Here is a 21,686-nt window from a genome sequence, read left to right as displayed (position 1 = left end):
TCAAGCTCTACCCCAAGCTCAATCATCTGGGGATTGCCGGTGAAGGCGAAGGTTCACTGGCCGAATACCAGCAACCCGGGCATGTGGATGCACACTTGCTCACTGATGTGGCCGCTTGGGTTAAGCAGCACTGAGATGGCTACCCCACAAGCGCAATCGTTTGCCGTGCCACCGCCGCCCGCTTGGGCGTGGTGGCTACTGGCCGGCTTGGCCGGTCTGCTGCCGCTGGGCATCATCGGCATGCTGGCGCTCTCAGGCAACCCTGCGCATGGCGCAACGCCGGCACTCTTCATCATCCCGATGGTGCTGGCATTGCTGTTGCTCACCATGCGCCGCCGCTCGGTGATGTTGCACAATGGCGTGCTGGAAATTCGCGCCGCACTGTATACGCAGAACGTGGCCGTATCCGAACTGGATACAGAACGCGCACGCATCGTGGATTTGGCAGAGCACACCGAACTCAAGCCATTCATCAAGACCAATGGGTTTGCCACACCGGGTTTCACTGCGGGCTATTTCCGTCTGCGTGAGCATTTCGGCAAAGCCTTCTGCTTGATCACCAACTCCCAGAAAGTCCTGTGGCTGCCGCGCAGAGATGGCAAAACGCAGTATTTGATCAGTCTTGAACGACCACAAGCGCTGCTGGATGCGCTGCGCGCCGGCAATCGCTGACGGCATCCTGCTGGCCCGTTATGCTTGCCCGATGCCGCACCTGCAACCTGCCCCGTTGAAACTCGCGCTGCGCAATACCGACGACATTGAATTATGGCCGGCCAGCCTGCTGCGTGCGCGCAGCAATGCGCACGCACGCTTGTTGGCGCGTGCCCGGCGCGTGTTGCGGCGCAAGCGCGATGGCGTGTACTTGGCCGCCGAATTGGACGATGGCCTGCACGCCTTGGTCCCGGGGCTTGCCCGCGAACCCGGCCTGCGCGCGGCGCAAGCGGCCTTGCGCGATGCCCTGCCGCACACCCGCAACGGTTTGGAGCACGTCATCCGCTTGCCGCTGCATCGCCTGCATGAGCGCTTGCAGTGGCTGGGGCTGGATGTCGAAAGCTACTCGGTGCAGGTGGGTCTGCCGCTGGTGCCAGAGCCCAACTGGCTGGCGTTTGCCGGCTTCGACCAATTTCAGCGTCCGCTCTGGCTGCACATCGACGCCGCGCGCGCATGGCTGCGGATGCAAGCGGCTGCATTGGCCGATGCTGTGATGCTGGACGCCATTTCCGGCTATCGCAGCCATGACTACCAACTGGGAATTTTTGAACGCAAACTGGCGCGTGGCCTGGATGTGGCCGCCATCCTCGCGGTCAATGCCGCACCCGGGTTTTCCGAACACCACAGCGGGCTGGCACTGGATATCGGCACGCCGGACGCAGCGCCCGCCGAAGAGGCCTTCGAAACCACACCCGCGTTTGCGTGGCTATGCAAACACGCGGGCGACTATGGCTTTGTGATGAGCTACCCGCGTGATAACCCGCACGGGATCATCTACGAACCGTGGCATTGGTATTGGCGCACTTCCAACGCATGAGCACCCCCAGCATCGCCGAGGCCTGGGCCAGCGGCCGCAACAACTTCAATCTGATTCGCTTGATAGCCGCCTGGCTGGTGATTTACGGCCATGCGTGGGCGATCACCGGCAGCCCCGGCCAGGATATTGTGACGTGGCTGACCCAGTACAAATTTGCCGGTGCAGTCGCGGTGGATGCGTTCTTCGTCATCAGCGGGTTTTTGATCGCGGCCAGCTTGCAACGCAACAACGTGCACAGTTATCTGCGCGCACGCGCGCTGCGCATCCTGCCGGCGTTGGTCACGTGTGTGGTGCTCTGCGTCTGCGTATTGGGGCCACTGTTGAGCACCGCCAGTGACTATTGGCGTAGCCCCGACACCTGGCGCTATCTGCTGGTCAATGCCTCGCTATGGTCCACCGCGCACCACTTACCGGGCGTGTTTGAACAACTGCCCTACACGGCGGTCAATGGCTCGCTCTGGACTTTACCCGGCGAAGCGCGGCTGTATCTGGCCTTGCTGATCGCCAGCCTGTGCGGCGTGTTGACGCCGCGTCGCTACACCCCGTTATGGGCACTGGCGATAGCGGGTGCATATGCGTTTGCAGTGTGGCGGCAACCACTGCCGCAAATGTGGCTCAACTACATGTGGTGCACCGCCTGCTTTATCACCGGCACCTTGTTTTGGGTGCATCGCCATGGGATACGGCTGCACATGGGGCCATTGGCAGGTTTGCTGATCTTGGCGCTGCTCGCGCGTGGCAGTACGTGGTTTCATCTGCCTTACTTCGCCCTGATCACTTACGGCACCTTGTGGTTGGGCTTGGTGCCCAAATTGCCGCAACTACGCCACACTGATCTGTCTTACGGCCTGTATCTATATGGCTGGCCGATGGCGCAATTGGTGCAGACGTTTGCACCCGGCGGCCCACTGCACAATATGGTGTGGGCCACGCCCTTGGCGCTGCTGTGCGCGGCGGCGTCGTGGTTTTTGATTGAACGCCCGGCCCTGCGCTGGAAGCGGCGTGCTGCCGCCAGCACCATCTCAGCGGCGTAAGGCCAATGCGTCCAAGGTGACGCGCAAGCCCTCGCGCCAATCCGGCGGAGTGATGCCAAAATCGCGTTGTAATGCCTGTGTCTCCAACACCGAATACGCTGGCCGCCGCGCCGGTGTGGGATACGCTGATGTGGGGATTGCCAACACCTGCGGCTTGCGCGCCAACATGCCCAAGGCATGCGCCTGTTCGATGATCGCTTCGGCAAACCCATGCCAACTGGTCTGCCCGGCTGCCACCACATTCCAAATGCCGGAGTCGCGCACGCCCTGCTGCAACACGTGCGCGCTGGCATCGGCAATCCAAGCCGCAGGTGTGGGTGCGCCGATCTGGTCGGCCACCACCTGCAATGCATCGCGCTCGGCGGCCAATCGCAACATGGTCAACAGGAAATTTTTGCCCTGCGCGGCATACACCCACGCAGTGCGCAAAATTGCGTAGTGCGCACCACTGTTGTGGATCGCCAGCTCGCCGGCCAGCTTGCTGGCCCCATACACGCCCAGTGGTGCGGTGATCGCGTCTTCACGATACGGCTGGTTGCCACGGCCATCAAACACGTAGTCGGTGGAATAATGCAGCAGCCAGGCACCACTGGCGGCGCAGGCATCCGCTAGCGCACCCGGTGCCTGCGCATTGATGCAATACGCCAGCTCTGGCTCGCTTTCGGCCTTGTCCACGGCGGTGTAAGCGGCGGCATTGACCACCACATCCGGCGCGGTCTGCAACACCAGCGCATGCAAGGACGCGGGCGCCGTCAAGTCCGCCACCGCGTCGGCACCCACACCATCGCGGGTGGCCACGATCACATCCCCCAACGCCGGCAGGCTACGGCGCAACTCGCGCCCCACTTGGCCATTACCGCCCAACAGCAAAATTTTCATTTTGCGATGAACTTTGGCAAACGCGCCTCCGCGATGTCCGCCAACACCGGCGCAACGCTGTCCTTGGCCGACAACGACACTTCCGCCAACGGCCAATCAATGGCCAGTTGCGGATCATCCCAACGCAGATTGCAATCACTTTCGCGGTCATACGGCGCAGTGCACAGATAGGTAAACAAGGCGCTATCGCTCAACGTCAGAAAGCCGTGCGCAAAGCCTTCTGGCACCCAGAAGTGGCGCTTGTTTTCGGCGCTCAAAATCGCCGCCACATGGTGCCCAAAGGTGGGTGAGCCACGGCGGATATCCACCGCCACGTCATACACCTCGCCTTCCAGCACGCTGACCAATTTGCCCTGCACGTTGTGCGGCCACTGGTAGTGCAAGCCGCGCAACACGCCGCGCTGCGAGCGCGACACATTGTGCTGCACAAACTGGGTGGGCAGGCCGTGTTCGGCGAAGCGCTGCGCGTTCCAACCTTCGTAAAAAAACCCGCGATCATCGCCAAACACCGCCGGCTCGATCACTACGCAGCCCGGCAATTTTGTTTCGATGACGTTCATGCAATTCGTCCGTGTTTGAGCAGGCCCAACAGATATTGGCCATAGCCATTTTTAGCCAATGGTGTGGCCAATGCGCGCAATTGGTCGGCATCGATCCATTGATTGAAGTAGGCGATTTCTTCCGGGCAGCACACCCGCAAACCTTGGCGCTTGACGATGGTTTCGATATAGGTGGACGCTTCGACCAGGGACTCGTGGGTACCGGTATCCAGCCAGGCGTAACCGCGCCCCATTTTTTCCAGATGCAGTGCATCGTCTTGCAAATAGCGTTTGTTGAGGTCGGTGATTTCCAGTTCACCACGCGGCGATGGCGCAAGCGCCGCCGCGTAATCACAGGCACGCGCATCGTAAAAATACAGGCCGGTCACGGCGTAATTGGATTTGGGTTGCGCAGGTTTTTCTTCCAGCCCGCTCACCTTGCCGCTGGCATCAAATTCGGCCACGCCGTAGCGCTCAGGGTCACGCACCCAGTAGCCAAACACGGTGGCCCCGGTCTGCCGCGCATCGGCGTGACGCAGCAAATCGGTCAAGCCATGACCGTGAAAGATATTGTCGCCCAGCACCAAACACGACGGCCCGCCCGCCAGAAAATCACGCCCGATCAAAAACGCCTGCGCCAAGCCATCGGGGCTGGGCTGCACCGCGTATTCAATCCGCATGCCCCACTGCGAGCCGTCGCCTAACAGGCGTTGGAACAGGGCTTGTTCGTGCGGGGTGTTGATGATCAACACCTCGCGGATACCGGCCAGCATCAACACGCTCAGCGGGTAGTAAATCATCGGCTTGTCGTACACCGGCAACAGCTGTTTGCTGATGGCCTGAGTGATGGGGTACAGCCGGGTGCCGGAACCGCCGGCGAGGATGATGCCTTTGCGTTGGGTGCTCATACCGATGCCCCGATGCGTTCCAGTCGATAACTGCCATCCAGCACCCGCTGCACCCATGCCTGGTTGTCCAGATACCAGTCCACCGTTTCCGCGATGCCTTGCGCAAACGTGTATTGCGGTGCCCATCCTAGTTCATTGCGCAGCTTGCTAGCGTCGATGGCATAGCGGCGGTCGTGGCCGGGGCGATCGGCCACATAGGTGATTTGCGTTGCCCGTGACACACCATCGGCGCGCGGCCGGCGTTGATCCAGCAAGGCGCAAATGGCGTGAACCACGTCGATATTCTGCATCTCGGCATCGCCACCGACGTTGTAGGTTTCACCCACCCTGCCCTTGGCCAACACCGTGCGGATAGCCGCGCAGTGATCACTGACAAACAACCAGTCACGTACCTGCTTGCCATCGCCATACACCGGCAGTGGCTCGCCCGCCAACGCCTTGGCGATGACCAATGGAATGAGTTTTTCCGGGAAGTGATACGGCCCGTAATTGTTGCTGCAATTGGTGGTCAGCGTGGGCAGGCCATAGGTGTGATGAAACGCGCGCACCAAGTGATCAGACGCCGCCTTGGATGCCGAATACGGCGAGTTGGGCGCATACGCCGTGGTCTCGCTGAACTTGCCGGTTGCACCCAGCGCGCCATACACCTCGTCGGTGGATACATGCAGAAAACGAAAGCTCTCTTTCACACCGCTTGGCAACGCCTTCCAATAATCGCGCACCGCTTCCAGCAGTGCCAGCGTGCCCACCACATTGGTCTGCACAAACGCAGCCGGCCCGTCGATCGAACGATCCACATGGCTTTCGGCGGCAAAATTCAACACCGCATCGGGGCGATGCGCGTCCAGCAGTTGCGCCACCAACGCGCGATCACCGATATCGCCCTGCACAAACACATGCCCGGGATCCCCCGCAATCGCCGCCAACGTATCGCGATTGCCGGCATAGGTCAGCACATCCAGATTGATGATCTTGATGCCACGCGCCACCGCGTCCAGCACGAAATTGCCACCAATGAACCCGGCACCGCCGGTGACCAACCATGTTGTCATGCGCAAGCGTCCTTCGCTTCCATCATCAATGTATTGCAGGGTGACAAGTATCGCCCAAACGCAAAAGCCCCGCCGGGTGGCAGGGCTTTTTTGATCAGAACCACGCCAAGCGTGATTTTTATATTGGTCGGGGTAGCCGGATTTGAACCGACGACCACTTGTCCCCCAGACAAGTGCGCTACCAGGCTGCGCTATACCCCGATGTTGGCCGGCTATTATAGCCGATGCTGCGCGGTTTCAACGCCGGAGCAGCTGTAAAACTTCTTCCAGCTCGGTGCGCACTTGCCGCACGATCTGATTACTGAGTGCCGACTCTTGTTTGGCACCCTCGCCATCCAAGCGCAAGCGCGCGCCGCCGATGGTGTAGCCCTGTTCGTACAGCAGGCTGCGAATCTGGCGCACCATCAGCACATCGTGGCGCTGGTAGTAACGACGATTGCCGCGACGCTTGGAGGGTTCAAGGCTGGGAAATTCGGTTTCCCAGTAGCGCAGCACATGCGGTTTGACATCGCATAACTCACTGACTTCACCAATGGTGAAATAGCGCTTGGCCGGGATTGGCGGCAGTTCGCGGTTGCTGCCCGGGTCAAGCATGGGCGGCCTCCACGCGGCTATTGCTTGATAGCGCTTCTACGCGCTCTTTCAGCTTTTGCCCGGGGCGAAAGGTCACCACGGTACGGGCGGTGATCGGGATTTCTTCGCCAGTTTTGGGGTTACGGCCCGGGCGCGGGTTTTTCCGGCGCAGGTCAAAATTACCGAAGCCTGACAGCTTGACCTGCCGCCCTTGCTCCAACGCCTGCCGGAGTGCGTCGAAAAACGCATCGACAAATTCCTTCGCCTCGCGCTTGTTCAAACCCACTTCTTCATACAGCCGTTCGGCCATTTCTGCTTTCGTCAACGCCATGACCGCCCCCTTCAGCCCCGAATAACTGCGCCGTGCTGTGCGGCCAATGCGGCCACCACATCGGCCACCACGGCATCCACATCACGGTCTGTCAGGGTGCGGGAATCGTCCTGCAAAATCAAGGCCATGGCCAAGCTTTTGCATCCGGTTTCCACACCCTTGCCAACATAACGGTCGAACAGCTGCAGATCCCGCAGCGCTGCGCCTGCCACCTGTCGCACGGTGGCTTGCAGCGCATCCCAGCACACCGTTTCGGCAACGATGAAAGCCAAGTCACGGCGCACCGACGGGTAGCGCGACAACGCCACCGCACGCGGCAATGGCCGCGTCAGCAAGGCGTCTAGTTCGATTTCGAATGCGTATACCTCGGCATCCACACCCATGGCCTGCTGCACACGCGGGTGCAATTGGCCCATCCAACCAATGCACACGTCATCCCGATACACATCGGCACTGCGGCCCGGATGCGCGAACGGTTGTGTGGATACGCGGTATTCCAAGTCCGCGCCCGATAGCGCAGCTAAACTCTCCAGATCGCCTTTGATATCGTGGAAATCGAGCTTACGCGTAGGCACACCCCACTGCGCTGGGTGTGCATCACCGCAGGCAACGGCGGCAATGCGACGAGTTTCGATGGGCGCATCGGCGCTGGCAGCAAAGCTGCGGCCCAATTCAAACATCCGTACCCGTGCCTGCTGGCGTGCGGTATTGCGTGCCAAGGCCGCCGTCAAACCCGGCAGCAAGCGCGTGCGCATCACGCCCAACTCGGCACTCAGTGGGTTGGCCAGTGCCACGCTAGCGTCGGTCAGCTGCCATGTCGCCAGGAGTTCGGCATCCACAAAGGCGTAGTTGATCGCTTCCAAATAGTCCCGCGCCACCAGTTGCCGGCGCGTATCGTGCTCGCTGCTGCGGGTTTCGGAGGGGGCAATCAGGCGCGTTGCACCGCCAGGCAAGCGGGTGGGAATGCGGTCGTAGCCGTGGATGCGGGCGATTTCCTCGATCAAATCTTCTTCGATGGCGATATCGAAGCGGCGCGGCGGCACGCGCACCGTCCAGCCCGATGCCGTGGCCGCAACCGTTAGCCCCAGTGCGCTTAAGATGCGCGCAACTTCGGCATCGTCCACCTGCATTCCCAACACGCGCGCCAAGCGCGCACGCCGCAAGCTCACGACTTGCGGCTTGGGTATATCGGCATCGCGCAGCACATCGACCACCGGCCCCGGCGTGCCACCGGCGATCTCCAGAATCAGGCGACTGGCGTATTCGATGGCAAGCGGCGGAAGCTCAGGGTCCACGCCACGCTCAAACCGATGCCCGGCATCGGTATGCAGGCCCAATTTGCGACTGCGGCCGATGATGGCAGCGGGTGCGAAATGCGCGGCTTCCAACACCACGTGACGGGTGGCATCACCGACCTTGGTGTCATCGCCGCCCATGATGCCGGCCAAGCCCACCACGCGGTCGGCATCGGTGATCACCAAAAATTGCGCATCCAACGTTGCGCTATCGCCATTGAGCAACTTCAAAGTTTCCCCGGCGCGCGCATGCCGCACGCCCAGCGGACCGTGGAGCAAATCGCGATCATACGCATGCATCGGCTGCCCCAGCTCCAGCATGATGTATTGGGTGATATCCACCAGCAGGCTGATCGGGCGCACACCGCTACGTTGCAGGCGTTGCGCCATCCACAGCGGCGTCTTGGCACGCGCATCCACGCCTTCGATCACGCGCGCAACGAATCGCGGCGCATCGGCACCGGCATTCAATTCCACCGCCATCGCTGCGGTTGTGACCGCGGCAACCGGTTCTGCTTGCAGCGGTTCCACCTCGCAGCCCGTGGCTGCCGCCACATCAAACGCGATCCCGCGCACGCCAAAACAATCGGCACGGTTGGGGGTCAATTTCAGTTCGATGGCCGCATCGGGCAGGCCCAGATAGTCAGCCAGCGGCTTGCCGACCGGCGCATCGTCCGGCAATTCCAGCAAGCCCGACGCATCGGCGTCGATGCCCAGTTCTTTGGCCGAGCACAGCATGCCGTTGGACGCAACGCCGCGCAGTTTGGCGGCCTTGATGGTGATGTCGCCCACTTGCGTGCCGATGGTGGCCAGCGGTGCCAGTAAACCCGCACGCGCATTCGGCGCACCGCACACGATTTGCAACGGTGCGGCGCCGCCAACGTCCACTTGGCAGATTTGCAGCTTGTCGGCTTCGGGGTGTTTTTCGGCGGATAGAATTTTGCCCACCACCACACCATCGAGTTGCTCGCCCAAGGCGGTGAGCGCTTCGACTTCCAAACCAATCGCGGTCAACGTGGCCGCAAGTGCATCGCGGCTGGCCGAGGTTTTGACGTGCTGGCGCAGCCAGTTTTCGGAAAATTTCATCGCGGCACCTCAGGCGAACTGGCGCAAGAAGCGCACATCGTTATCGAAAAACGCACGCAGATCATTGACGCCATAACGCAGCATCGCAAAGCGTTCCACACCCAAGCCAAAGGCAAAGCCAGTGTATTTTTCCGGGTCGATGCCAACGTTTTTCAGCACGTTGGGATGCACCATCCCGCAGCCCAGCACTTCCAACCAACGGTTGCTGCCATCGGGCTGCTGCCAGGCGATATCCACCTCCGCGGATGGCTCGGTGAACGGGAAATAGCTGGGGCGAAACCGCATCTCGAAATCGCGTTCGAAAAACGCGCGCACGAATTCCGCCAAGGTGCCCTTGAGGTCGGCAAAGCTGGCGTGCTCGTCCACTAACAAACCTTCAACCTGATGGAACATCGGCGTGTGGGTTTGGTCGGAATCGCTGCGATACACCTTGCCGGCGGCGATCATGCGCAGCGGCGGGGTGCCACCCTTGGCCAATAAATCTTGCATGTAGCGAATCTGCACGCCCGAGGTGTGGGTGCGCAGCAGACGACCATCGGGGAAGTAGAAGGTGTCGTGCATCGCCCGCGCCGGGTGGTGCGGCGGGAAGTTCAGCGCCTCGAAGTTGTGCCAGTCATCTTCAATTTCGGGGCCATCCGACAGTTCGAAACCGAGCCGCGCAAAAATGTCGGTGATGCGCTCCAAGGTGCGGCTGACTGGATGCACGCCGCCGCGCGCGCCATCGCGCCCGGGCAGGGTGACATCCACCGTTTCCAAGGCCAACCGTGCGTCCAGTGCTGCCGCATCCAGTGTGGTTTTGCGTGCGGACAAGGCCTCACCAATGGCATCGCGCACACGGTTGATGGCCTCGCCTGCGGCTTTACGCTGGTCACCCGGCAACGCACCCAGCGCTTTGAGCTGCGCAGTGATGCTGCCGCTTTTGCCCAACAAGGCTACGCGCAAGGCCTCCAGCGCATCGGGCGATGACGCTGCGGCAATGTCGGTTAGTGCTTGTTGCGACAGCGCTTCGATTTCACTCATGCTCGACCCACCCTCATCCGCCTTCGGCACCTTCTCCCGCCAGCGGGAGAAGGAAGATCAAAAAAACAAATGGGGAAGGACTTGCGCCCTTCCCCACGTGTTGGCAGCTTGCGCCGCCGGATACAACTGCGTGTGGATCAGCAGCTTAGGCTGCCAAAGCGCCCTTGGCCTTTTCGGTCAGGGCGGTAAAGCCCGCCGCGTCGTGCACGGCGATATCGGCCAGCACTTTGCGATCCAAGGTGATGCCGGCTTTCAGCAGACCGTTCATGAAACGGCTGTAGCTGAGGCCATTGGCGCGCGAAGCGGCATTGATACGCGCAATCCACAAGGTGCGGAAATGGCGCTTCTTCTGCTTACGGCCGATGTAGGCGTATTGCAACGCCTTGGTGACCGCCTGCTTGGCGACGCGGAAGACTTTGCGACGGGCGTGATAGTAGCCCTTGGCTTGCTTCAGGATTTTTTTGTGACGGGCGCGTGCCGTTACACCACGTTTCACTCGTGCCATTTCTTATCTCCTCACAAATACGGAAGCATGCGATCCAGACGGCCTGCGTCCTCGGCACGAACGTGGTTCGTCTGCCGCAGGTTACGCTTACGCTTGGTCGCTTTCTTGGTGAGGATGTGGCTCTTGTTGGCGTGGCCGCACTTGTACTTGCCGGAAGCGGTCTTCCGGAAGCGCTTGGCCGCCGCCCGATTGGTTTTAATCTTGGGCATTGGGAGTCCTTGCGAAATCAACGAACTGATCGAGGCGGCGACGTTGGCCTTACGGCGCGTCACGCTTTCCATCCTGCCTGACCGGTGATAAGCCATTGATTCAATACGAATCAAGGCGGGTCCTAGTGTTGCGGTACAACAAACCCGGCGAACCGGGCCGCATAGTATGCCGGGTGCCGGGGCGTCTTGCAAATCGTCGAACTAAAGCCCGTTCGACTAAAGCTTGTTCGACTAAAGCCCTTCTCCCGTCAGCGGGAGAAGGGAAAACGCCTTATTTCTTCTTCGGCGCGATCATCATCACCATCTGCCGGCCTTCCAAGCGCGGGCGCGATTCGATGATGATGTCTTCCCCCAGATCGGTCTCGATCCGCGCCGCCATTTCACGGCCCAGTTCCTGGTGGCTCATTTCGCGGCCACGGAAACGGATATTGACCTTGATCTTGTCGCCTTCCACCAAAAATTCGCGCATCTTGCGCAACTTGATCTGGTAGTCGCCTTCGTCCGTGACCGGACGGAATTTGACTTCCTTGATCTCGACCTGCTTGGTCTTTTTCTTGGCTTCGTTGGCTTTCTTCTGCAGTTCAAACTTGAACTTGCCAAAGTCCATGATCTTGCAGACCGGCGGATCCGCGTTAGGCTGAATCTCGACGAGGTCGAGTTCTTCGTCCTCGGCCATGCGCAGTGCTTCGTCGCGCGACAGAACGCCGATCATCTCGCCGTCACTGCCGATGACACGCACGCGCGGAACACGAATTTCAAGGTTCCGGCGGTTCTGCTTGTTGTCGGGGGTACTGATTGTGGCTGTCTCCAAGGGTTGGCCCGGCGGGGCCGATGCGATCGCCGGTGATGACACCGACGATCGGGCGGTTACGAAGTGATGGAACCGTCAGCCGGCCCCTTCTTCGCGCAAACGTGCGGCGAAGGCGTCAACGGACATGCTGCCTAGATCTTCCCCACCCCGCGTACGCACGGAGAGCTGGCCGGTTTCCTTTTCGCGGTCGCCCGCGACAAGCAGATACGGCACGCGCTGCAGCGTGTGTTCGCGGATTTTATAGCCGATTTTTTCGTTCCGCAAATCGGCGATGACTCGGAAACCTTGATTTGCAAGGGATTTACGCACGTCGTCCACGTAATCGGCCTGCGCATCGGTGATATTCAGCACCACCGCCTGCACCGGCGCCAACCATGCGGGGAACTGGCCGGCATGGTGCTCGATCAGGATGCCGATGAAGCGCTCCATCGAACCCACAATGGCCCGATGCAACATCACCGGATGCTTGCGCTGGCTATGTTCATCGACATATTCCGCACCCAAACGGCCCGGCATCATGAAGTCCACCTGCATGGTGCCCAACTGCCAAGTACGGCCGATGGCGTCCTTCAGGTGATATTCGATTTTGGGGCCATAGAACGCACCCTCGCCCGGCAATTCCTGCCACGCCACGCCCGAGGCACGCAGCGCATTGCGCAACGCATCTTCGGCCTTGTCCCAAGTGGCGTCGTCACCCAGACGCGCATCTGGGCGCAGCGCAATTTTGATTTGAATGTCGGAAAACCCGAAATCCGAATACACCTTCAAGGCTTGCTCGTGGAAGGCACGCACTTCGGATTCGATTTGACCTTCGGTGCAGAAGATATGACCGTCGTCCTGGGTGAAACCGCGCACGCGCAGGATGCCGTGCAACGCGCCGGAGGGCTCGTTGCGATGGCAGGCGCCGAACTCGCCGTAGCGGATCGGCAGGTCGCGATAACTGTGCAGGCCCTGATTGAACACTTGAATATGGCCGGGGCAATTCATCGGCTTCACCGCATACGTCCGCTTCTCGGACTCGGTGAAAAACATATTGTCTTTGTAGTTGTCCCAGTGGCCAGACTTCTTCCACAATTCGACATCGAGAATCTGCGGGCAGCGCACTTCACCGTAGCCGGTGTTGCGATAGACGCGGCGCATGTACTGCTCGACCGTTTGCCAGATGCTCCAGCCCTTGGGGTGCCAGAACACCAGCCCCGGCCCCTCTTCTTGCAGGTGGAACAAATCCTGCGCCTTGGCAATTTTGCGATGGTCGCGCTTTTCGGCTTCTTCCAACTGGGTCAGATACGCCTTCAAGTCTTTGTCGTTCAGCCAGGCGGTGCCGTAGATGCGGCTGAGCATCTGGTTGTTGTGATCGCCACGCCAATAAGCACCAGCCACCTTCATCAACTTGAACGCGCGCAGCTTGTCGGTGGCGGGCACGTGCGGGCCACGACAGAGGTCGGTGAACTCGCCCTGCGAATACAGCGACAGCTCCTGGTCCGCCGGGATGCTTTCGATGATCTCGGCCTTGTAAGCCTCGCCGATGCCTTTGAAGTAGGCCACCGCATCGTCGCGCGACTTCACGCTGCGGCTCAGCGGCAGGGCTTCCTTCACGATCTTCTGCATTTCCGCTTCAATCGCGGGCAAGTCTTCCGGGGTAAACGGGCGCTCGTAGGCGAAGTCGTAATAGAAGCCGTTGTCGACCACCGGGCCGATAGTGACTTGCGCGCCGGGAAACAGCCGCTGCACGGCCTGCGCCAACAAGTGCGCGGTGGAATGGCGCAGGATGTCCAGCGCCTCGGGGGATTTTTCGGTCACGATGGCCAGCGCAGCATCGTGGTCGATGCGGTAGCTGGCATCCACCAATTTGTCATCCACTTTGCCAGCCAAGGTCGCCTTGGCCAGGCCAGCGCCGATACTGGCGGCCACTTCGGCCACCGTCACCGGATTGTCAAACGTGCGTACGGAACCATCGGGAAGGGTGATATTGATCATGGGTCTATCCCAGAAAACACAAATACGAAAAAAGCGCCGAAGCGCCCTTTGAAAGATCAAATGCGTCGGCAGGTTCAGCGATGGGCGCAGGTAGTGTTCATGTCGCACGCTCGGCCGGCTTGCGCAGGCCACCTTTCTCCGTTTCGTTGCCACGCGCTTTATGCGTGGTGGGCGGTACAGGGTTCGAACCTGTGACCCCTACCATGTCAAGGTAGTGCTCTACCGCTGAGCTAACCGCCCGCTATCCCCAAACGTGGGGCCGCAGATTATAGCGGGTGTTTCGGCAGAACGACAAGCGCCGTCTCAAAACCCCGCTTCGGAGCCATCATCACAGCGCCGCGTCACGCAGTTTGCGGATCTGATCGCGCACCCGCGCTGCGTCTTCAAACTCCAGGTCACGCGCATGCTGGTGCATCTGCGCATCCAGTGCTTTGAGTTTTGCCACCTGTTGGGTGGGGCTCAGGCGCAGATATTCTTGCTCTGGCTCAGCCACGCGCTTCATTTTGCCGCGCCCTTTCAGCTCGCCAGGTTCGGCGCGTGCGCCTTCCATCACATCCATCACCGCACGCTGCACCGACTGCGGCACGATGCCGTGTTCGGCGTTGTGGGCTTGCTGTTTTTGCCGACGCCGGTCGGTCTCATCCAACGCACGCTGCATGGAATTGGTGATGCGGTCGGCATACAAAATTGCCTTGCCGCGCAAGTTGCGGGCGGCGCGACCAATGGTCTGGATCAGCGAGCCGGTGCTGCGCAGGAAGCCTTCTTTGTCGGCATCCAAAATGGCCACCAGCGACACCTCTGGCATATCCAAGCCTTCGCGTAACAGGTTGATGCCCACCAGCACATCGAACACACCCAAACGCAAATCACGAATGATCTCGACACGCTCCACGGTGTCCACATCGGAATGCAGATAGCGCACTTTGACATCGTGCTCGGACAAATATTCGGTCAGATTCTCGGCCATGCGCTTGGTCAGCACGGTCACCAACACGCGGTCGCCCATCGCCACCCGCAGGTGAATCTCACCCAATAGATCATCCACTTGCGTCGCCACCGGGCGGATTTCCACCGGCGGGTCCACCAGCCCCGTTGGGCGCACCACCAACTCGATCACCTCGTCGCCGGCTTCGCGCAATTCATACGGCCCCGGCGTGGCCGACACATAGATACTGCGTGGCGCGCGTTGCTCCCATTCCTCAAATTTCAGCGGCCGGTTATCCAGCGCCGATGGCAGCCGAAATCCAAATTCCACCAAGGTTTCCTTGCGCGAGCGGTCGCCTTTGTACATTGCGCCGATCTGCGGAATGGTGACGTGCGACTCGTCGATCACCAGCAGCGCATCGGCCGGCAAATAGTCAAACAAGGTCGGTGGCGGTTCGCCCGGCGCGCGCCCGGTCAGGTGCCGCGAATAATTTTCGATCCCGCTGCAATAGCCCACTTCGGCCATCATTTCCAAATCAAACTGGGTGCGCTGCGAAACCCGCTGCACCTCCAACAATTTATTGGCCGAATACAATTGTTCTTGGCGCTCGCGCAACTCGGCTTTGATGGTGTCCACCGCCGCCAACACCCGCGCACGCGGCGTGGCGTAATGGGTTTTCGGGTAGATGGTGTAGCGCGGCAGCTTGCGAAACACCTCGCCGGTCAGCGGGTCAAACATCGACAGCTGCTCGATCTCGCCATCAAATAATTCGATACGCAGCGCCTCCAAATCCGACTCGGCCGGGAACACATCGATACTCTCGCCGCGCACGCGAAAGGTGCCGCGATCAAGCTCAAATTCGTTGCGGCTGTATTGCAGCGTGGTCAGGTGGCGCAGCAATTCGCGCTGGTCGATACGCTCGCCGCGCGACAAAATCAGCCGCATCGACAAATAGTCTTCCGGCGCACCCAAGCCATAGATGGCCGACACCGTGGCCACCACGATCGTGTCGCGGCGCGACAGCAGCGCCTTGGTGGCGGCCAAGCGCATCTGCTCGATGTGATCGTTGATGGAGCTGTCTTTTTCGATGAAGGTGTCGGTGGACGGCACATAGGCTTCGGGCTGGTAATAGTCGTAATAGCTGACGAAATACTCCACCGCGTTGTGCGGGAAAAACGCGCGGAACTCGCCATACAACTGCGCGGCCAAGGTCTTGTTGGGTGCCATCACCAAGGTCGGCTTTTGCACCGCTTCGATCATATTGGCGATGGTGTAGGTCTTGCCCGAGCCGGTGACCCCCAACAACACTTGTTTGGCGATGCCGTTACCGAAACTGGCCACCAGTTTTTCAATCGCCTGCGGTTGATCACCGGCAGGCCGGTAGGGTGAAACCAACTCGAAGCGATCCGAGGCGGTGGCAAGGTCAAGGTCGGACGGGACGGACTGGCTCATCGGTAACACCGCAAAGGGCAACCGCTGAGTTTACGCCGAAGCCCGCATTCGATCCGCATTCAAAAATCCGATGCGCACTGCGGGGTTTTCTGACCCCATGCCTCGCCTTTCGCCGATCCCCCGCCGCCATGCGCACGCCTAGCCTGCATGCACACCCCCGGGAGCCCTGCCATGCACCGTCGCCACCTCGGCTTCACCTTGATCGAGCTCATCATCACTTTGGCGATCACCGCGATCTTGGCTGGCATTGCCGGCCCGGCGATGGCCGGCTTCATCGAACACCAACGCGCATCCGCCGCCGTCGCATCACTGACCGCGCATATGCAACTGGCACGGATGGCGGCCGTCAGCCGCAACCATCGTGCCGTACTGTGCCCCTCCAACGATGGCAGTACCTGCGTCGCCGGCACCGACTGGAGCACGGGCTGGATGCTATTTGTCGATGACGACGGTAACCGTCGCCCCGATGGCAACGACGACATCCTGCGCGCCGACTTGCAGCCCACCAGCCAGCACCTGCGCATCGTCAGCACCACCGGCCGCCAACAACTGCGCTACCTGCCCGATGGCAGCAGCGCCGGCAGCAACCTTACCGTGTCGATTTGCAGCCCCGCCGGTGTGCTACTGGCGCAAGTGATCGTCAACAACATCGGCCGCCCTCGCAGCGAACGCCCGAAAACCCCCGCGCCATGCCCTGCGTGAGCCTGCATTGACCAACGGAGAAATTTTTTTGAGGCAGATGCTTGCCCTACCCCACTGTGCCGACTACAATGCCGCTCCCCGCCCGAATAGCTCAGCCGGTTAGAGCACTTGACTGTTAATCAGGGGGTCGTTGGTTCGAGTCCAACTTCGGGCGCCAAAATTTCAAGGCCTGCAGCGATGCAGGCCTTTTTTGTGGGCGAACATTCCCATGTACGGTACTATTCCGTACAAGGAGAACCACCATGACCACCGCTGCCGCCCGTCTCGACCTGCGCCTGAACCCCACCGACAAGGCGCGCATCACCCGCGCCGCCGACCTGCGCGGCGTGCCGTTGTCTGCGTTCGTGCGCGATGCGGTGCTGCGCGAAGCCGAAAACGTCATGGCGGCCGACATGACCATCACCTTGTCACCTGAGGAGACGCGTCGTTTCTTGGCCGCGCTGGACAAACCGTTCAAGCCCAATGCCAAACTCAAGGAAGCGATGGAACGCGGCCTCACGCTGGCAGTTCAGACCACCGAAGCCAATGCACTGCCCGTCGCGGTTCCAACGACTCACGGCACCGGCTCGCTTGCCGCCCGCCTGCGCGGCCGCGCTACCACGCAGATGAGCACCGATGACATCATGAAGCTGACGCGCAGCGCATGAACCGCGTACTGGTGGATGCCAACGTCCTCTTGGATGTACTCACCGACGATCCAGATTGGTACGCATGGTCTGCGACACAGCTCGACGCCTGCGCCTCCCGCGCGGATCTATGCATCAACCCCATCATCTATGCCGAAGTCTCCGTTGGGTTTGATCGCATCGAAACCTTGGATGACGCCTTGTCGGACGACGCGTTTACCCGCGTCGATTTGCCGTGGGACGCAGGCTTTCTGGCTGGCAAGGCGTATCTGCACTATCGTCATGCGAAAGGCGCTCGCACCTCGTCACTGCCGGATTTCTACATCGGCGCGCATGCGGCGATTGAAGGCATGACCTTGCTGACGCGGGATGCCAAGCGCTACCGCGCCTATTTTCCGACGCTCAATTTGATTTGCCCACCATGACCCAAGCGACTCAAACCCTACGGACTCAAATAGCGAGTGCGTGATGTGGACAAAGACGAGGACGCATGAAGCCTACGCCCATCGACACGCCACCTAGCAGCGTGACGCGCATCATTCTGACTTGAATCAAGGCAACACACCGCAGCGCACGCGACACTGCGCGGCATGACCACACATCGCGCCCCTGCTCCCGCCGCTGGCGGCCTCTCCCCCGCCTTGCTGGCTGCCGCGCCGCATCGGCTGCTGTTTTTTGTCGGCGCGCTCAATGTGTTGCTGGCAATGAGTTGGTGGCTGCTGTGGCTCATCGATGCACGCTGGGGGGTGATTGGGCTGCCATCGGGCACACCGTTTGGCGGCTGGATGCATGCGTTCATCATGCAGTACCAGTTGCTGCCGCCGTTTATGTTTGGCTTCCTGCTGACCACGTTCCCACGCTGGATGGGGATGCCGGATCTGTCGCGCTGGCATTACGTGCCGGTGGGGTTAGGGTTACTGGGTGGGCAGGTGGCGGTGGTAGGCGGCATGTTGCTGGGGCAAGAGCCGATGGTGCATATCGGCGTGGTGATGTCGCTGGTGGGCTGGGGCTATGGCTTGCTGCAATTGCTGCGCGTCCTATTGGCCGAACGCAGTGCCGGTAAGGGGCCCACGTGGCATGCGTGGTCGTGCTTTGCAGCGCTGTCATTCGGCCTGCTGGGCGTATTTCTGATGGCCGCCTTCCTGCACGGGGCCGCAGCATGGACGGTGGTGGTATCGATCAAGTTGGGTACCTTCGCCTTGCTGCTGCCAGTGTACTTGTCGGTGGCTCACCGCATGTTCCCGTTCTTCGCCGGCAATGCAGTGCCGGGCTATCGTGCCTGGCGGCCGATGAAAATTATTGCTGCGCTGTGGGTGTTGCTGCTGGCCCATCTGGGTCTGGAACTGGCGCATGCCAATGCATGGCTGTGGCCGGTGGATGGCGTGCTCGCGCTGGGTAGTGCGTATGTGTTGTGGCGCTGGTGGCCGCATGGCAAAGCCCCGGGCATTTTGCGCGTGTTGTTCTTCGGCTTTGCGTGGCTGCCGGTGGCGTTCGCACTATTCACTGCACAAAGCGCACTGTATGCGCTTGGCGGCGAATTCATATTGGGCCGTGGCCCGCAACACGCGATCTATATTGGCTTCTTCGGCAGCTTGCTGGTGGCGATGGTGACCCGCGTCACCCAGGGCCATTCCGGGCGGCCGATGGCAATGCCGGCCACCGGCTGGTTTGCGTTTGCCTTGCTGCAACTGGTGGCACTGACCCGTATTGCTGCCGAGGCCGTACCTGACAGTTATTTTTGGCAGGTGATCGCCGCCGCCGGTTGGCTGCTGGCGTTCCTGCCGTGGGCGCTGCGTTCGCTGTCGATTTATTTGCACCCGCGCGCCGACGGCCGCCCCGGTTGAGAGCATTGCCATGTCGCCAATGATGGAGTTCTATCCACAGGTCAAATGGACACATGTGCACGCGGTGATGTGCAGCGGCGCGATCTTCGCGCTGCGCGGCGGCGCGGCAATCCTGGGTGCGCACTGGCCGCAGCACTGGCTTCCAAAGTACACCAGCTACACGGTGGACACCATTTTATTGACCTCGGCCACCATGTTGTTTTCGATGTTGCCGGGAGCGATGTTCGCCAATGGTTGGCTCACAGTGAAACTTTGCTTGGTGGTGGCCTACATCGTGCTGGGCATCCTGGCGATGCGTCCCAAGCGCAGCCGCAGCCAACGCATAGGTTTCTACATCGCCGCGCTGGCGACATTCGCTTTCATCTACGGCATCGCACGCATGCACAACCCGGCGGGTTGGCTGTTGTTGCTGCGCTGAATATCACGGAACTGCACTATGTCATCGCACCTCAGCGGCCCACGGCCGCCCATGCTGGACGCCTGCTTCCTTGGCCCCTATGCAGAAAACGACAATCTGCTAGAAAAATTGGTTGTCGAATTTTTGCGCGACCATGTGTATTGGCGGCGTAACTTTCACCCCGAAGATCCGATTGCCATCGGCACCCACGCCGCACATCACCCTGACTATCTGGCATTTGCGGCACGCATGCGCCATGAGCTGCACCAACTTTCGGCGGCGCTGAAAAAATCGGTGCCATTCCACAGTCCGCGCTACATCGGCCACATGGCATCGGATTTGCTATTGCCGGGACTGGTCGCACAAATTCTGACCTTACCCTACAACCCCAATAATGTGTCTGAAGATGCCGCGCCGGTCACGGTGGACATGGAAGTACAAGTGGGTCTGCAACTGGCGCGTATGTTGGGCTATGCGCATGACCCCGCGCAGCCGGAATGCGCATTTGGCCACCTGACGTCGGGCGGCACCGTGGCCAATTACCAAGCACTGCGGTTGGCGCTGGCACTCAAGGCCTTTCCAGTGGCGCTGCGTGCCGCAGGTGTGCCCGAACTGCCCCTACCCGAAGATGACTGGTCGGCGTTCAATTTACCTCCCGATGCCGGCGTTGCGTTGTATGCGCAATGGCAGCATTGGCTGACACAAGCCACGACGACCGAGCGCAAGTACTGGCAAGCGCGGGTGCGCGATGCACGCATCGAACACTGCGGTTTGGTGGATTTTTTCGCCAAACACACCAGCCTGAAGGTGCCCAAGGTACTGGCCCCGATCACCGCGCATTACTCGTGGAGCAAGGGCTGCAAATTGCTGGGTCTTGGTCGCGATCAATTGACGCTCCTGCCTGAGCGCGGCATGCGCACCGATGTGGATGCATTGGAAGCCACGCTGGAGCACTACCTGCGCGAACGGCAGCCGGTATTGCTGGCGGTCGCAGTGCTGGGTACCACCGAATACGGCACCGTGGATCCCATCGATGCGGTGGTTTCCGCGCGTGACCGCTTTGCTGCGCGTGGGCTGGGTTTTGGCGTGCATGTGGATGCCGCTTGGGGTGGCTATCTGGCCACGCTATTTCGCAATGAAGATGGCAGCTTGCGTACACGCGCGGCGGTGGCGGCGGGCTTCCAGCAGTTTCCATCGACGGATGTCTACAACGCGGTGGCCGCGCTGGGGCAAACCGATTCAGTCACCGTCGATCCACACAAATTAGGCTACCTGCCCTATGGCGCAGGCGCGTTCATTTGCCGCGATCACCGCGCCGTGGGCTTGCTGGCCGAGGCAGCCGATTATGTGTTCCATGCCGACACCCCCAAAGATTATTTAAGCCGTTATCGCAGCTTGGGTCAGTTCATCCTCGAAGGCTCCAAATCCGGTGCCAGTGTGGCCGGGGTGTACGTCACCCATAAAGTGCTGCCGCTCGACCACGCCCATTTCGGCCTGCTGCCCGCCAATACCATTCATCATGCCGAAGCCTTCCATGCCCGCGCGCTGCGATTTGCCGAAGCCATGGCCGATGTGGTGCAGGTGATGGTGCCGTTTACACCCGATAGCAATCTTGTTTGCGTTGCCCTAAACCCCGTGGGCAACCACCGCGTTGCCACCGCCAATACCTTTGTGCGCCATTTGCATGACGAATTGCGCTGCGACCCAAGCCGCCCATTGCAGGACAAACAATTTTTCGGCTCGGTCACCACCCTGCGCCCCGATGTCTTGGGCGCAGACGAAACCCGGCGCATCCTCGATGCACTCGGTTTGGATATGGCAAGCCTGGGAGAAGAAGATGGCGATCGCCTGACCATTTTGCGGCATACCTTGATGAACCCATATCTGATCGATGCGGAAAACGGCGTTAGCTATATCGACATGTACTTCGACCACCTCGCCACCCAAGTACAACGACTTTTGGCAGATTGAGGATTACCGGCATTCACGGAAT

Annotated in this window: 22 protein-coding genes and 3 tRNA genes; 10 read left to right on the top strand and 15 right to left on the bottom strand. The window is 60.5% G+C overall.

The annotated features are described in order from the left end of the window. Positions 1 to 135: 135 nt before the first annotated feature. The 3 genes from PK789_RS05845 to PK789_RS05835 are packed head-to-tail and all read left to right on the top strand — an operon-like array spanning position 136 to position 2,562. Complete coding sequence (locus PK789_RS05845; protein ID WP_223626785.1) at positions 136 to 672, top strand: hypothetical protein; 537 nt, start codon at positions 136 to 138, stop codon at positions 670 to 672. Between the two features lie 31 nt (positions 673 to 703). Further along, a complete protein-coding gene (locus tag PK789_RS05840; protein ID WP_324307670.1) occupies positions 704 to 1,528 on the top strand; it encodes a M15 family metallopeptidase in 825 nt (274 codons plus the stop codon). After that, positions 1,525 to 2,562, top strand: a complete 1,038-nt coding sequence (locus PK789_RS05835) for an acyltransferase family protein (protein ID WP_324307669.1) — start codon at positions 1,525 to 1,527, stop codon at positions 2,560 to 2,562. Before PK789_RS05840 ends, PK789_RS05835 begins: the two co-directional genes overlap by 4 nt. On the opposite strand, the gene rfbD is transcribed toward PK789_RS05835, so the two are convergent. The 15 genes from rfbD to uvrB form a co-directional block, all read right to left on the bottom strand. Continuing rightward, positions 2,551 to 3,441 (bottom strand): dTDP-4-dehydrorhamnose reductase, encoded by an 891-nt coding sequence (gene rfbD, locus PK789_RS05830; RefSeq protein ID WP_324307668.1) that lies wholly within the window; start codon positions 3,439 to 3,441, stop codon positions 2,551 to 2,553. The genes PK789_RS05835 and rfbD overlap by 12 nt on opposite strands. Beyond that, entirely contained in the window at positions 3,438 to 4,001 is a 564-nt protein-coding gene (rfbC, locus tag PK789_RS05825) for a dTDP-4-dehydrorhamnose 3,5-epimerase (protein ID WP_324307667.1), read from the bottom strand. The genes rfbD and rfbC overlap by 4 nt, the downstream gene beginning before the upstream one ends. Beyond that, positions 3,998 to 4,888, bottom strand: a complete 891-nt coding sequence (gene rfbA / locus PK789_RS05820) for a glucose-1-phosphate thymidylyltransferase RfbA (RefSeq protein WP_324307666.1) — start codon at positions 4,886 to 4,888, stop codon at positions 3,998 to 4,000. Before rfbA ends, rfbC begins: the two co-directional genes overlap by 4 nt. Further along, positions 4,885 to 5,940, bottom strand: a complete 1,056-nt coding sequence (rfbB, locus tag PK789_RS05815; protein ID WP_324307665.1) for a dTDP-glucose 4,6-dehydratase — start codon at positions 5,938 to 5,940, stop codon at positions 4,885 to 4,887. The genes rfbA and rfbB overlap by 4 nt, the downstream gene beginning before the upstream one ends. 124 nt (positions 5,941 to 6,064) lie before the next feature. Continuing rightward, positions 6,065 to 6,141: transfer RNA gene (locus tag PK789_RS05810), tRNA-Pro, on the bottom strand. 36 nt (positions 6,142 to 6,177) lie between these two features. Beyond that, on the bottom strand, positions 6,178 to 6,534 hold the full coding sequence (locus tag PK789_RS05805; protein ID WP_324307664.1) for a MerR family transcriptional regulator: 357 nt from the start codon (positions 6,532 to 6,534) through the stop codon (positions 6,178 to 6,180). Further along, a complete protein-coding gene (locus tag PK789_RS05800; protein WP_324307662.1) occupies positions 6,527 to 6,844 on the bottom strand; it encodes an integration host factor subunit alpha in 318 nt (105 codons plus the stop codon). Before PK789_RS05800 ends, PK789_RS05805 begins: the two co-directional genes overlap by 8 nt. 11 nt (positions 6,845 to 6,855) lie before the next feature. Continuing rightward, entirely contained in the window at positions 6,856 to 9,225 is a 2,370-nt protein-coding gene (pheT, locus tag PK789_RS05795; protein ID WP_324307661.1) for a phenylalanine--tRNA ligase subunit beta, read from the bottom strand. Positions 9,226 to 9,234: 9 nt separating this feature from the next. After that, positions 9,235 to 10,245, bottom strand: coding sequence for a phenylalanine--tRNA ligase subunit alpha (gene pheS / locus PK789_RS05790; protein WP_324307660.1), 1,011 nt, complete (start codon positions 10,243 to 10,245; stop codon positions 9,235 to 9,237). A gap of 145 nt (positions 10,246 to 10,390) precedes the next feature. Then, positions 10,391 to 10,750: a 50S ribosomal protein L20 gene (gene rplT / locus PK789_RS05785; protein ID WP_324307658.1), complete on the bottom strand. Its 360-nt coding sequence runs from the start codon at positions 10,748 to 10,750 to the stop codon at positions 10,391 to 10,393. 11 nt (positions 10,751 to 10,761) lie between these two features. Further along, a complete protein-coding gene (gene rpmI / locus PK789_RS05780) occupies positions 10,762 to 10,959 on the bottom strand; it encodes a 50S ribosomal protein L35 (protein ID WP_027083463.1) in 198 nt (65 codons plus the stop codon). Positions 10,960 to 11,230: 271 nt separating this feature from the next. Next, a complete protein-coding gene (infC, locus tag PK789_RS05775; protein ID WP_324307672.1) occupies positions 11,231 to 11,755 on the bottom strand; it encodes a translation initiation factor IF-3 in 525 nt (174 codons plus the stop codon). A gap of 90 nt (positions 11,756 to 11,845) precedes the next feature. After that, positions 11,846 to 13,747 (bottom strand): threonine--tRNA ligase, encoded by a 1,902-nt coding sequence (thrS, locus tag PK789_RS05770; RefSeq protein WP_324307657.1) that lies wholly within the window; start codon positions 13,745 to 13,747, stop codon positions 11,846 to 11,848. Between the two features lie 165 nt (positions 13,748 to 13,912). Continuing rightward, positions 13,913 to 13,987 (bottom strand) — tRNA-Val (locus tag PK789_RS05765). An 88-nt stretch (positions 13,988 to 14,075) separates the two neighbouring features. Next, a complete protein-coding gene (gene uvrB, locus PK789_RS05760) occupies positions 14,076 to 16,124 on the bottom strand; it encodes an excinuclease ABC subunit UvrB (protein WP_324307656.1) in 2,049 nt (682 codons plus the stop codon). Positions 16,125 to 16,295: 171 nt separating this feature from the next. Here uvrB and PK789_RS05755 point away from each other — a divergent pair, with 171 nt between their 5' ends. The 7 genes from PK789_RS05755 (at position 16,296) to PK789_RS05725 (ending at position 21,664) form a co-directional block, all read left to right on the top strand. Further along, entirely contained in the window at positions 16,296 to 16,826 is a 531-nt protein-coding gene (locus PK789_RS05755; RefSeq protein WP_324307654.1) for a GspH/FimT family pseudopilin, read from the top strand. An 80-nt stretch (positions 16,827 to 16,906) separates the two neighbouring features. Then, positions 16,907 to 16,983: transfer RNA gene (locus PK789_RS05750), tRNA-Asn, on the top strand. Between the two features lie 85 nt (positions 16,984 to 17,068). Then, the gene (locus PK789_RS05745; protein WP_324307652.1) at positions 17,069 to 17,473 is read left to right on the top strand and encodes a type II toxin-antitoxin system TacA family antitoxin; all 405 of its coding nucleotides are present in this window, start codon (positions 17,069 to 17,071) and stop codon (positions 17,471 to 17,473) included. Continuing rightward, positions 17,470 to 17,877, top strand: coding sequence for a type II toxin-antitoxin system VapC family toxin (locus tag PK789_RS05740; protein ID WP_324307651.1), 408 nt, complete (start codon positions 17,470 to 17,472; stop codon positions 17,875 to 17,877). The genes PK789_RS05745 and PK789_RS05740 overlap by 4 nt, the downstream gene beginning before the upstream one ends. 165 nt (positions 17,878 to 18,042) lie before the next feature. Continuing rightward, on the top strand, positions 18,043 to 19,296 hold the full coding sequence (locus tag PK789_RS05735) for an NnrS family protein (RefSeq protein ID WP_324307650.1): 1,254 nt from the start codon (positions 18,043 to 18,045) through the stop codon (positions 19,294 to 19,296). A 10-nt stretch (positions 19,297 to 19,306) separates the two neighbouring features. Continuing rightward, positions 19,307 to 19,714, top strand: coding sequence for a SirB2 family protein (locus tag PK789_RS05730; RefSeq protein ID WP_324307649.1), 408 nt, complete (start codon positions 19,307 to 19,309; stop codon positions 19,712 to 19,714). Positions 19,715 to 19,732: 18 nt separating this feature from the next. Continuing rightward, positions 19,733 to 21,664, top strand: a complete 1,932-nt coding sequence (locus PK789_RS05725; RefSeq protein ID WP_324307648.1) for a pyridoxal phosphate-dependent decarboxylase family protein — start codon at positions 19,733 to 19,735, stop codon at positions 21,662 to 21,664. The last annotated feature ends 22 nt before the right edge of the window (positions 21,665 to 21,686 follow it).

Source organism: Thermomonas sp., from assembly GCF_035369645.1.
Lineage (GTDB): Bacteria > Pseudomonadota > Gammaproteobacteria > Xanthomonadales > Xanthomonadaceae > Thermomonas.
Note: the sequence above shows the minus strand (reverse complement) of the source record. Positions and strands in the feature narration are given on the sequence as shown.